Raw genomic sequence first — 11,819 nt, forward strand, 5'->3', positions numbered from 1 at the left:
ACTACTCCGCGGGCAACGGCGATGCCGTGGACGATTGCGCGCGCCACTGGTCGAGCAGCGCGTCGAAAGTTGCCGGAGTGACGTCGTACACATACTCCAGATTGTGTTGCAGGCACGGCGCCTTGTCGCAGGCTGCGAGGCACTCCACTTCTTCGTACGTGAACATGCCGTCCGCGGTTGTTTCGAGATGGCCGACACCCAAGCGCTTTTTGATGTGCGCCTGAAGGTCGTCCGCACCGCGAAGCATGCACGCGAGAGTGCGGCAGACCTGGATCACGTGCTTACCGACGGGATGCCTGAACAGCAGACTGTAGAACGAAGCGATCGACTCCACCTCCGCCGGCGTGAGGCGCACGAGTTCCGCCGCATCGGCGATGGCCTGATCCGTGACAGAGCCGTCTTCTTCTTGACAGAACTGCAGAAAGGGTATGAGTGCGGAACGCCGGTCGGGATAGCGCGCGATGAGCTCGCCGCCGCGTTTTTCGCGCTGCGGCGTCATCGGTCGACCTCGCCGAACACAGGATCGAGGCTGCCGATGATGGCGACGACGTCCGCGATGAGATTACCGGGTGCAAGCGCCTTCAATGCCTGCAGGTTGTAGAACGACGGCGGACGCCAGCGCACGCGCCACGGCTTGTTCCCGCCGGCGCTCGTGACGTACATGCCGAGTTCGCCGCGCGGCGACTCGACCGCCTGATAGATTCGGCCTTCCGGCACGTTGAAGCCCGACGACACGAGCTTGAAGTGATGGATGAGCGCCTCCATGGAATGTTGGATATCGGTCTTCGGCGGCGGTACGATTTTCGGATCGTCGATGACAACCGGTCCGCCGGGAAATCTCTCGCGGCCCTGTTTGATGATGCGCCATGCCTGCTGCATCTCATCGAGCCGGACGACGAACCGCCCGTAGCAATCGCCGCCGTCGTGCACGCAGATGTCGAAGTCGTACGTTTCGTAGCCGCTGTACGGCAGCGCCTTGCGTACGTCATAGGCCACGCCGCTCGCCCGGAGGTTTGGTCCGGTCAGGCCCCACGCGATGGCGTCGGCTGCGGATATCCGCCCGACGCCGATCAAGCGGTCCATGATGATGACATTGTTTTCGAGGATGGTGCGCATGTCGGTCAAGCGCTCGGGAAACGACTTGATGAATTCGTCGAGGATATCGAGGAAGCCGGCGGGCACGTCGAGCGCTAGACCGCCGATCCGGAACCACGACTGATGCATGCGCGCGCCCGTGACGAATTCCATGATGCGCAGGATCTGTTCGCGCATCTCGAACGCGTACATGAAAATGGACTGCGCGCCGAGGTCCATCGCGTGCGTGCCGAGCTGCACGAGATTGCTCGCGATGCGCGTCAGCTCCGTGAAGATGACGCGAAGCACTTGGGCGCGCGGCGGGATGATGGCGTCGATGCCGAGCAGTTTTTCAACGGCCAACACGTAGCACAGGCTGTTGGAGAGCGGCGCGAGATAGTCGGCCCGGTCCACAACGGTGATGGCCTGTTGCCAGAAGAGATTTTCCGCTTGTTTTTCGATGCCGGTGTGGAGAAAGCCGATCTCGGATTCCGAGGTGACGACCGTTTCGCCGTCGAGCTTGAGCATGACGCGCAGCACGCCATGCGTGCTTGGATGCTGCGGACCCATGCTGATGACGAGCGTGTCGCGCTCATCGCCCTGCGAGACGATGAGATCCGGATTGTTGTCGAATTTCGAGAGATCGATGACGCTCACGATGGGGTCACCGGCGGAACGGATCCGGGCCTGCCTCCGGCCGCGAATCCACGATCGTGGCCGCGCAACGGATAGTCCTTGCGAAGCGGATGGCCCTGCCAGTCGTCGGGCATGAGGATGCGTGTCAGATTCGGATGCCCGTCGAAGCGAACGCCGAACAGATCGTAGACCTCGCGTTCGGGCCAATTCGCGGCTAGCCAGACGCCGCAGAGCGAAGGCACGGCCGGATCGGTGTCGTCGGGGAACACGCGCAATCGATAGCGCGGCGGATTGGTCACGAGCTTGGCGGTTTCGTCGAGCGCGATGAAGTGGTACGAGATCTCAAAACGCGGCGTGAGCGGGAGGTGATCCGTGGCGCCGATGTCGGCGAGCATGTTGAACCCTGCGGCGCGCAGCACATTGACCGCTGCGTGCAATCCGGCAGGCAGGATCGCCGCCTCATCCATATCGTCGGCGGATGCGGCTTCGAGGAGATTCTCGCCGAGCGCATCGCGCAGCCGCTCGAGAAGTGAGGCCATTCCGGCTCGATCGGGATGCGAGTGGAGGGTCTCAGACATTTTTGGCGAGCACCATCGCCTTGCCGCCGGCTTCGATCTGCTTGCGTAACTGCATGATGGCATAGATCAGCGCGTCCGGGCTCGGCGGGCAGCCGGGCACGTAGACATCGACCGGCAAGATGCGATCGACTCCGGGCAGGATCGCGTAATTGTCGAAAATGCCGCCGGTCGACGCACAGGCGCCCATCGAGATCACCCATTTCGGATCCGGCATCTGGTCGTAGAGATGGCGGAGGATGGGCGCCATCTTGTTGGCGACGCGGCCAGAGACGATCATGAGGTCGCTCTGGCGCGGCGACGACCGGAAAACTTCAGCGCCGAACCGTGACGTGTCATAGCGCGGAGAAACGATCGACATCATCTCGATGGCGCAGCAAGCGAGGCCCATGGTCATCGGCCAGATCGCCGATGTCCGCGCCCAGTTCGCGAATTCGTCGAGTTTGGTGGTGATGAAGGGCTGATGCGGGCTCATCTCCACGAGAAGCCGCCCTTCTTCCAAACATATGCGTAGCCGATTCCGAGCACGACGATGAACGTGACCATCTCAAGCAAACCGAACGAGCCGAGTTCCTTGAGCCGCACGGCCCACGGATAGAATGACGCGGCTTCGACATCGAAGATGACGAACAGCATGGCGACTAAATAGAACCGGACTGGGAAGCGCCCGATCATGGCCGACGTGGGCGGCACGCCGCACTCGTACGCTTCGAGTTTCGTCTTCGTCGGGCGCTTCGCGGTGAAGATGCCCGGCACGGCGCTGATGATCAGCGCGATGACCGCAGCAACGATGAAGAAGATTCCTACGGTCGCCCACGGTGATACTGGCACGCGTCTCTACTCTCCCGGCCTCAAGCAACAGCAACGATCGGAGTTCGCCCGCATAACGCGACTTTGTGAAATTTGTCCCAAAGTCCGGGGTTCGCCCCGAACCCTCGAAAACCTACGAAATCTATCGTCCTTTCCGCGTCCGCCTATCGGCGACGGGCTGTCCTCGTCGGGGACGCAGGCTCGCGTGCATCCGTGCACGCGAACCTGCTCGGCTGCGGAGCCGCTCTCGCCATCCTGGCTCCGCGGCTCCTTAGACGCCCCGCCCAAGAACAGCCCGTCGCCGATAGCGGAGCAACTAAAGGAACGAAAGGTCATCGCAGGTCGGCGTCAGAGAGTTTTCGGCCAGCCACGACGTGTTATATAATCGCGACAGGTATCGCGCGCCGCCGTCGCACAATATCGTGACGACGGTGTTGCCTTTTGGCAAGGTCTTTGCGATGCGCGCGGCTGCGGTGACATTGAGCGCGGCAGATCCGCCGAGCAGCAATCCTTCCTCGCGGACGAGATATTGCGCCATCTCTATCATGGCAAGATCGTCGACGCGGACGGCATCATCGGGTTTCGCCCGCTTGAAATTCTCTGTGATGCGTTTGATGCCGATGCCCTCGCTCACCGAGTCGCCTTCCACATCTAAAGTTCCCGATTTGACGTAACTGTAAAGCGCCGAGCCCATCGGGTCGGCCAACACCGTGCGGATCTGGGAATTGCGTTCCTTCAGATAGGCGGTGACGCCGGCGAACGTGCCTCCGGTGCCGCACGCGCAGACGAACGCATCGATTGTGCCGTGTGTCTGGTCCCATATCTCCGGACCGGTCGATTCGAAATGCCCGCGCCAGTTCGCGGTGTTGTTGAATTGGTCGGCCCAGATGGAATGAGGCGTTTTCTCAGCCGTGCGCCGCGCGACATGATAGTAGTTGGCGTCGTCAGTGAACGGCGCAGCCGGCACGACGCGCACGTCGGCGCCCAACGCGCGCAGCATGTCGATCTTCTCCTGAGATTGATCGTCGGGAATGCAGATGATGGTGCGATATCCGCGCGCATTGCCCAGGAGCGCCAATGCGATTCCCGTGTTGCCCGCAGTTCCTTCGACGATCGTTCCACCGCGCCGCAATTCGCCCGCGCGCTCGGCCGCTTCGATGATGGCTTTAGCTGCGCGGTCTTTGACCGAGCCGCCGGGATTCAAGAATTCCGCTTTGCCCAAAATGGTCCGGCCGAGCGCCGCCGATAGCGCCGGAAGCCGAAGCATAGGCGTATCTCCGACGGATGCAAAGAGGTCGGCGCGAATCTTCACGCGGGCGCCGCTGCCGGCTGGAAGAGCCGCCGTAGGACGAATTGAAGCGCGAGACCGCCGACGAAGATCTCGTCCATCAACACGTAATCCGGAGCGCGCCACGACCAAAGCGCGATCGCGGTCAAGCCGAGCGCAAAGCCAAGCGTGAAGATCTCTCCGATGAACCCATCGATGATCGCCGGCGGCCGGCCCGCGGGTTGGAGAAAGGCGGGGCGCAGGCGCGGCATCAGGCGCGGCACGGCTGCTCGATAGGCGAGATATGGTTGACCTTGAGTCTGCGTCAAAAAATTTTCCTCGATCGCGATGAGCCGATAGATGAACACGAGATTGAACAAGACGACGAGCACGGTGACTGCGGGCGGGCCGATCAGCCCGATGCCGAGCGCGATGAACAGGTTTCCCAAGTAGAGCGGGTTGCGCACGAAGCGAAATGGCCCCGCGACCTCGACGCCGCCTGTGACGACGTCGCCGCTCCATACAACCCCGGAGGTCAAATAACTCGCGCCCCACCAGCGGATGGTAAATCCGATGAAGCACGCCGCGACCGCGAACCATGCGCCGGTCTGAATTCCGATGTCGCCGAACTGTTTTGCAAGAATCGCATAGGTCGGTTTGAAGCTTCCGCCGAGCGCGGACTGCAAGAAGAATCCGAATCCGAACGCACACCCATAGAGCACTCCGAAAAGAACGCCGCGATACCGAAAATCCCAAGGCGTCGATGTCATCGCGTATCCAACGGTCCCCTTCGTGCCATGCAGGCGGGCTCAAAAGGCTACCTTTCCGAAGCAGGGAATACCTGGCCCTCGCAAGCGTCGACAAGGGAGTTCACGAACCGTTGAGTGGCGACATCCGCAAAATAATCATTGTAGGCTCGGGCCCAGCCGGTCTCACCGCCGCGATCTACGCCGCCCGCGCGAATCTGAAACCGTTGGTCTTCGCCGGCGGATTGTACGGCGGCCAATTGATGCTGACAAGCGATGTCGAGAACTATCCCGGATTCCCCGAACCCATCACCGGTCCCGAATTGATGGAGAAGTTTCGCGCGCAAGCCGCGCGCTTCGGTGCGGAAATCCACAATGAAGACATCACGCGTGTCGACTTCTCGGGCGGCCGCCGCCGTGTATGGGTGCACGAGCTCGAATTCGAGTCGGAGTCGATCGTCGTGGCCACCGGCGCCTCCGCGCTGTGGCTCGGTCTGGAAAACGAGACGAGACTGCGGGGACGAGGCGTTTCCACATGCGCGACTTGCGACGGCGCCTTTTTCAAAGATAAGGATATTCTGGTCATAGGCGGCGGCGATACCGCGCTCGAGGAAGCGCTGTTCTTGACGCATTTCGGAAGCCGCGTCACAGTCGTGCATCGCCGCGATCAACTGAGAGCATCGAAGATCATGCAAGACCGCGCGAAAAAGCATCCAAAGATCAACTTCGTGTGGAACGCGACGATCGCCGATGTGCTGGGCGATCGCAAAGTAAACGGCGTAGTGATGCGGGACACAATAACCGGCGACCTTTCCGAACGATCCGCCGACGCGGTGTTCGTGGCCATTGGACACATACCGAATACGGATGTCTTTTCGGGACATCTCGCCCTCGATGAGAAGGGCTATATCCTCGCGCCCGACGGCGTGAGAACGAACGTGGAAGGCGTGTTCGTGGCCGGCGACGTTCAGGATACGCAATATCGGCAAGCTGTGACGGCTGCTGGACTCGGATGCCGGGCAGCCATGGAAGCCGAGCGTTATCTGGAGGCGCGCGAAGCGCAACCAGCCGCCATCCGCTGAAACTCCTCTGCAGAGCGGCGTCAAATCGGCCGATATTTCAGTATAAGACGCGCATTTGTGCCGTGGGTTTCGGACGTCGTCTCTTCGCTGTCCGGCTTGCTGCCGGAACAGCGTATTCTACTCCAAAAATTTTGGATTGCAGCGGCATCGAGGATTGCGCAAAGACATGGAAGCGAAACAGAACGAGCTGGGCCTATCGAAGTTGCGCGAGAGCGCGTCGGATCCCGAAACGAATCCGGCGGATCGCCGCGCAGCCGCCGATTTGCTCGCTGAGGCCGGCGCGATCGCCGACGCCGTACCCGCCTTGATCACGGCAGGCCGCGATCTCATGGACGCCGGCGACGTCGAAAACGCGCGCGCGTGTTTCGTGCGCGCCTTCGAACTCGATCCGAAGAATTACGACGCGCTGTTCGAAATCGGGCGCACCGATCTGGCAGAGGGGCATCGCGAAGACGCGCTGGCGAAATTCGTCGACGTGCTGCGTAAGACCAATCTCCGCCACTTGCCGGCGCTCTTTGAAACCGGCTGTCTTTATGAAGGGCTCGGCAAATTCGACGAGGCGATCCTCGCGTTCAAACGGATCGTCGAGCGCGACAAGACGCACGTCGACGGACTCGAGCATCTCGGCCGCGTTCATCAGTCGAAGAATCTTAAACCAGATGCGGTGAAATACTACAACTTAAGCGCCGAAGCCGCGTTTGAAGCCAAGCAATACGATGATGCGCGGCGCTGTTCGAGCGCGGCTCTCGCGCTCGAACCGGACAATGCGAAAGCCAAAGCCATGCAAGCCGGCGTGAAAGCGCTCGCCGGCGAGGCGCCCGTTATCCTGGTTCCTAAGCCTCAGGAAAAAGCACCGCCCGCACCGCCCATCGCTGTAGCCGCCGCGATACCGGCGCCCAAACCTACGCCCGTAGCCGCAGCTACGCCCGTAGCGGTCGCACCGGCGCCGCAGCCAACGGCTCCGCGCACGCCGCCCGTCGCTGCCGCACCGGCGCCGCAACAAGTGCCCGCGCCCGCCCCGCCGGCAGCGGCCGCACCGGACCTGCATACCACCTCCACCTCACTGTCCGCCGAAGTTTTCTTGCTCGAACAGCAATCGGAGGCCATGTCGCGGCTTGCGCAGGCGCAATCCGAAGTCGCACAGACATACAAAAAACGTCTCGCCATGGAAGAAGAGATCAAAACCGCGAAGGCAGCGCTCGAATCACTCGAGCGCGACCGCGCAAACGTCGAGTTGAGCTTGAGCGAGCTCACTAGCCGTGTGGAGACCGCGACCAAGGCGAAGGCCGCCGAAAATGCCGTACTTGCACAACTATCATCCAACATCCAGAAGGTGCGCGACGAACTCGAGGCGCTGTCGTCGTTGCCCGCTGAGATCGAGTCCATCAAAGGCAAGTGCGCGGCCGTCTCCGGACAGGTCGCAAAAGCAAACGAGGTTCTCGCGGGGTCTCACGCAAGAGCCGAGAAGGTGCTCACCGATTCCGGTGCGGTTGAAACCGCGCTCAAGGATCTCCAAAGCAAGTTCGCGGCCACGCGACAAGGCGCCGATGCGGTTGAAAGCCAGCTCATCGGACTGCTCGAGCAAACTCGCGGTGCACACACGGCAGCCAAAGGCGCGGTCGGCCAAGTCGCCGACATGAAGACCGCCGTCGCCTCGCTCGAAGCCCTCAACGCGCAACTCGATTCCGCTCGCGCGCAACTCGAAACAGAGTCGAAACGCATCACAGCGAAGCAGGCGGACACAGCCACGGCACTGGAGCGCGTCGAGGCGATCCGTTCGGCGCGCGGTTCGACGGATGCGAATGCAGCGGCCGTTCCGGCGTCTGCGGCGGAGAGCGCGGCAGCGAAAAAGACGAACGGCGCTGCGCGCGGTCCTGCGTCGGCCGGCTCCGACGCGCTGATCGCAGAAGGCGACAGCTTTAGAGCCGCTCGGAACGCCGGCGCGGCGATCGAGAAATATAGAGCCGCAATCGCGCAAGATAGCTCAAACGCGGACGCGCGCTACCGGCTCGGCCTCGCGCTGTCCGATCTTGGGAAATCCGACGACGCGATATCCGCGCTAAAGCCGCTCGAATCGGATAAAGCGTACGGCATTCTCGCGCAAACCGCCGTCGCGGACGTCCTGCGCGCCAGCGGCGACCTCGATGGCGCCGAAGCACAGCTTTCTAAGGCGCTCGAAGCGACGGGGTATCCTGAAGAGCATTACCGGCACGCACTGTACTCACTTGCCGGTCTGCACGAGGGAAAAGGCGATCCCGACTCGCTCGGACTCGCCCTTTGGTCGTACGAAGAAATTCTCGCGGGAGATCCCGGGTTTGCCGACGTGGCAGCGCGGGTCGCGAACATCAAGGCGGTCCTGGCCGCTCCTAGCGCACGTAACGGAGCGAAATAGCGGTGAGCGCCGATTCGCTTTTGACCGCCGCACACGAACTCGCCACGCAAGATGGCCTTCGCGCTTCGGTGCTCGCGTATATGGAGGCCGTCGATGCTCTGGTCGCCGAGAAGCGCGTGGCGCAAGCGCAGTCGGTGATGATCGAGCTTCTCAAAGCGCAAGAAAAAAAGAAAGGGCTGTTCGCCCGCACCGACAAGAACCCGCTCGGATCGGAGCGCGTGACCGTCGGCCTGAAATTCGCCGAGGTCGCCCCGCTCGGCAGACCCACAGAAGATGCCCTCGATCAGCTGGGATATCTGGCCCAAGATTTTCCCGACGAGCTGACTATCCGCCGCGCCAACGCCGACGCGCTGCGCCAGTCAGGTTACGCAGCCGACGCGATCGACGAATACCGGTATTGCGCGAGCGCGAATCCTGACGATGCCTTGATCAACCAGAACATCTCGGATCTCTACGTCGGCATCGGACGGCCCGATGAGGCGACCGGCTATCTCATGCGCGCTCTGCAGTTGTACGCCAAACAAGGCGAATTCGCGCAGCTCGCCGCACATGCCGAAGCCTTGGTCGAACTCAGACCTGCAAGCATCGGGGACATCATCGACCTTCTCGCGTCGGCGCCCGGCGAATCGCTCGTAGGGCACCTGAAGATGCTCGACGATTTCACGCATCGTGTGACGCACGCCGGCATCCTCGACGCAGCCCAAAAGGCGAAAGCGCGCGAGCAGCTTCAAGCTTTATACGGGCGGCTCGTGCTTGCCGATCCAGCCGACGAAGGCGCGGCGCGCGGACTGCAATCCTTGAACTCGGACGCCTCTCCAGTCGAACGGCGCAAAGCGCCTCGCGAGAAGGCGACGCCCTCCGTGCTCGATTCGACAGTTCCCGAGATAATGCCCGATCGCATCGAAGCTGTTTCTATTGTGCTTCCTGCCGCAGCCGAGGTGCTGCCCGAAGCCGTTTTCTCAGCGGACGACGAGCCTATCTTTGAAGATATGCAGCTTCCGGAAGAATCGCCGACCGAACTTCATGCCGAGCCTGCTCCCGCGCCTCCGCCGCAGCGCTCGCCGGCGGCACCAAACGCGCTCGCGGCGTATACGCGGCGCAAAGCCAAAGAGCTATTCGACGCCGGCGACCTTCTGGGCGCCGCGATGGCCTACGAACGGCTACTGCGCAGCGGCCCGGACATCGACTCGCTTGAAGGCGTGCTGACGTGTTATGAACGCTTGGCTCGCACGCAAGATGCGGCGCGCGTCGCGGTGGAACTCGTGAACGCGAAAGAACATGTCGGCGATCTGGAAGGTGCGCTTGCGACGATCGACCGGATCTCGGCGATCTCGTCAGACGCGAATTTCTCGCAGCGCCGCATGGAACTGCTCGTGGCACTCGGCCGGCCCGAAGCGGTTAAACGCTAGCCCCGTCGTTCTGTAGGGCCGACCTTTATGGTCGGCCCTAGATTTTTTTAAGGGCAAGCGATGCTTGCCCTAGTACGGGTTGTGTTCGTACAATATTATCTTGGCCGACCATCAAGGTCGGCCCCACAGTTTGTGCTACAGCGAGAACGTGTAAACGACGCGATAGGTCTGAGTCGCGGGATGGCCGTCTACTTCGGGAGCTTGAAATTTGCTCGCCCGCGCTGCGTCCAGCGCCGCGCCATCGAGCAACCGGTTGCCGGCCGACTGGCCGATCGACTGCGAGATCACGTTGCCGCTCGGCCCAACCGTGACGAGCACGATCGTCGTTCCTTGAATGCCCTGATTTCTTGCGATTTCAGGATATATCGGCTGGACTTGAGAGACGAACCGCGCTTCGACGACCACCGCCGGCTCGTAGATCGGCGTGGCTTGCGGCACGGCCGCCGCGGGCGCCGCAGTTACGGCCGGTTGTACCGGCGCTTGCGTGGGCACGGGATCCGGTGTGGCAGCCTGCGTCGCGGACGACGGGTCAAAAGCGGGAGCAGCCTGCGCAGTCTCTCTTGTCTTATGCGTCAGCCGTTTCGTCGCGACGATCTTTCCATTCACCGGCGGTGTGCTCGGCGCCGCAGACGGCGTCTCGCCTGGGGTCGGCGTCACGGACGGAGACGCGTGCGGCGAAACAACGGCGGTGTGTTTGGCGTGTTTCTTCTTGGCGGCGAGCGGAGTGATTGCGCTCACACCTGTGAACGATGACAACGGCGGAACGATCGCAGCGAGCCCGACCGGCGCCGCACTCGATTCGTGGTTGTGGCCAGACTCGACCGCATAACCGATGCCGCCGCCGATCAAGATCACGCCGGCAACGGCAGCGATGATGATCAATGGAACGCCTGAAACGCCGCCGGCGCGTGGTTTGAGCGTGCGGCGCAAGGTATGGGCGGAATTCATGATACTCACGTACGGCTTGTCCTTTTGACCCGACAGATGAGCGCCGCAGTTCTAGCGTGATCGCCGCGCGTTGCATCTATACTAGAGTATCGTCGTGAGAGAGAGCGGGGATTAGACCTCGCGCGGTAGCCTGTGGGCCAGCGCACGCAATAGCGCGACCCCGGATGTGAGCGCCCCCTCGTCTAGCCGGAAGTTAGGAGAATGCAGCATGGCTGGCGCAGCGTCACCAGGCCGGCCGACGCCAAGCCGGATCAGACAGCCCGGCGCCAACTGCGCGAAGTAGGAAAAATCTTCGGCGCCCATCGTCGGCCGGTCTAACGACGTCACCGCTGGCACGCCCGCTGTGGCGAGCGCGATATTCGCGATGCGATCGGCGAGCGCGACATCGTTTTGCACCGATGGGTAGCCTTGCTCGAAATTCAACGTATATTCCGCGCGATGCGCTTCGGAGATCCCTCGCACGACCCGCTCAAGGCGCTCGGGCATCGTGGCACGCACGACTTCGTTCAAGCAACGAATCGTGCCGGAGATCTTTGTGACGTCGGCGATCACATTCCGCCGGTAGCCGCCTTCGATCCGGCCTATGGTCACCACGACGGACTCGAGCGGATCGACTTCGCGGCTCGCGATCCGCTGAAGCGCGCCGACGATCTCCGCGGCGATTGGAATCGTGTCGACCGCCAAATGTGGATAGCCGCCGTGGCCGCCGCGTCCTCGGATCTCGATATCGAAATCGTCGCACGACGCGGTTGCCGGACCGCGCCGGATCCCGATCGTGCCGGCAGGAAGCGTGGGCCATACGTGGATCATCGCAACGGCGTCGACGCCGTTCATGACGCCCGCCTCGATCATCGGCTTGGCCCCGCCGGGCCCTTCTTCG

Annotated in this window: 12 protein-coding genes; 3 read left to right on the forward strand and 9 right to left on the reverse strand. The window is 62.2% G+C overall.

Translation table 11 applies throughout. The annotated features are described in order from the left end of the window. Position 1: 1 nt before the first annotated feature. The 7 genes from nuoE to VII69_06135 all read right to left on the reverse strand — a co-directional run bounded on the left by nuoE (position 2) and on the right by VII69_06135 (position 5,132). Positions 2 to 499 (reverse strand): NADH-quinone oxidoreductase subunit NuoE, encoded by a 498-nt coding sequence (gene nuoE / locus VII69_06105; GenBank protein HEY5094664.1) that lies wholly within the window; start codon positions 497 to 499, stop codon positions 2 to 4. After that, positions 496 to 1,731, reverse strand: coding sequence for an NADH dehydrogenase (quinone) subunit D (gene nuoD, locus VII69_06110; GenBank protein ID HEY5094665.1), 1,236 nt, complete (start codon positions 1,729 to 1,731; stop codon positions 496 to 498). Before nuoD ends, nuoE begins: the two co-directional genes overlap by 4 nt. Then, complete coding sequence (locus VII69_06115; GenBank protein HEY5094666.1) at positions 1,728 to 2,288, reverse strand: NADH-quinone oxidoreductase subunit C; 561 nt, start codon at positions 2,286 to 2,288, stop codon at positions 1,728 to 1,730. Before VII69_06115 ends, nuoD begins: the two co-directional genes overlap by 4 nt. Beyond that, positions 2,281 to 2,760, reverse strand: a complete 480-nt coding sequence (locus VII69_06120) for an NADH-quinone oxidoreductase subunit B family protein (protein HEY5094667.1) — start codon at positions 2,758 to 2,760, stop codon at positions 2,281 to 2,283. Before VII69_06120 ends, VII69_06115 begins: the two co-directional genes overlap by 8 nt. Further along, positions 2,757 to 3,116, reverse strand: coding sequence for an NADH-quinone oxidoreductase subunit A (locus tag VII69_06125; GenBank protein HEY5094668.1), 360 nt, complete (start codon positions 3,114 to 3,116; stop codon positions 2,757 to 2,759). The genes VII69_06120 and VII69_06125 overlap by 4 nt, the downstream gene beginning before the upstream one ends. 295 nt (positions 3,117 to 3,411) lie before the next feature. Further along, positions 3,412 to 4,509 carry a cysteine synthase A gene (locus VII69_06130; protein ID HEY5094669.1) on the reverse strand — a complete coding sequence of 366 codons (1,098 nt, stop codon included), beginning with the start codon at positions 4,507 to 4,509 and terminating at the stop codon, positions 3,412 to 3,414. After that, positions 4,404 to 5,132 (reverse strand): methyltransferase, encoded by a 729-nt coding sequence (locus VII69_06135; GenBank protein ID HEY5094670.1) that lies wholly within the window; start codon positions 5,130 to 5,132, stop codon positions 4,404 to 4,406. Before VII69_06135 ends, VII69_06130 begins: the two co-directional genes overlap by 106 nt. Positions 5,133 to 5,242: 110 nt before the next feature. Here VII69_06135 and trxB point away from each other — a divergent pair, with 110 nt between their 5' ends. The 3 genes from trxB (at position 5,243) to VII69_06150 (ending at position 9,991) form a co-directional block, all read left to right on the forward strand. Further along, complete coding sequence (trxB, locus tag VII69_06140; GenBank protein ID HEY5094671.1) at positions 5,243 to 6,190, forward strand: thioredoxin-disulfide reductase; 948 nt, start codon at positions 5,243 to 5,245, stop codon at positions 6,188 to 6,190. Between the two features lie 166 nt (positions 6,191 to 6,356). Next, positions 6,357 to 8,582: a tetratricopeptide repeat protein gene (locus VII69_06145; GenBank protein HEY5094672.1), complete on the forward strand. Its 2,226-nt coding sequence runs from the start codon at positions 6,357 to 6,359 to the stop codon at positions 8,580 to 8,582. Positions 8,583 to 8,584: 2 nt separating this feature from the next. Further along, entirely contained in the window at positions 8,585 to 9,991 is a 1,407-nt protein-coding gene (locus VII69_06150; GenBank protein HEY5094673.1) for a hypothetical protein, read from the forward strand. 135 nt (positions 9,992 to 10,126) lie between these two features. On the opposite strand, the gene VII69_06155 is transcribed toward VII69_06150, so the two are convergent. Both VII69_06155 and VII69_06160 read right to left on the reverse strand, forming a co-directional pair. After that, entirely contained in the window at positions 10,127 to 10,939 is an 813-nt protein-coding gene (locus VII69_06155; protein ID HEY5094674.1) for a TonB family protein, read from the reverse strand. Between the two features lie 111 nt (positions 10,940 to 11,050). Then, on the reverse strand, positions 11,051 to 11,819 hold a 769-nt coding region (locus tag VII69_06160), incomplete at its 5' end, for an amidohydrolase (protein ID HEY5094675.1).

It is taken from the genome of Candidatus Eremiobacteraceae bacterium (genome assembly GCA_036511855.1).
Classification (GTDB): domain Bacteria; phylum Vulcanimicrobiota; class Vulcanimicrobiia; order Eremiobacterales; family Eremiobacteraceae; genus JABCYQ01.

Bases quoted from the DNA above. Each gene is read 5' to 3' on its own strand.
- VII69_06135 (HEY5094670.1), bottom strand. From the start codon at position 5,132: ATGACATCGACGCCTTGGGATTTTCGGTATCGCGGCGTTCTTTTCGGA.
- VII69_06155 (HEY5094674.1), bottom strand. From the start codon at position 10,939: ATGAATTCCGCCCATACCTTGCGCCGCACGCTCAAACCACGCGCCGGC.
- VII69_06115 (HEY5094666.1), bottom strand. From the start codon at position 2,288: ATGTCTGAGACCCTCCACTCGCATCCCGATCGAGCCGGAATGGCCTCA.
- nuoE (HEY5094664.1), bottom strand. From the start codon at position 499: ATGACGCCGCAGCGCGAAAAACGCGGCGGCGAGCTCATCGCGCGCTAT.
- VII69_06120 (HEY5094667.1), bottom strand. From the start codon at position 2,760: ATGAGCCCGCATCAGCCCTTCATCACCACCAAACTCGACGAATTCGCG.
- VII69_06145 (HEY5094672.1), top strand. From the start codon at position 6,357: ATGGAAGCGAAACAGAACGAGCTGGGCCTATCGAAGTTGCGCGAGAGC.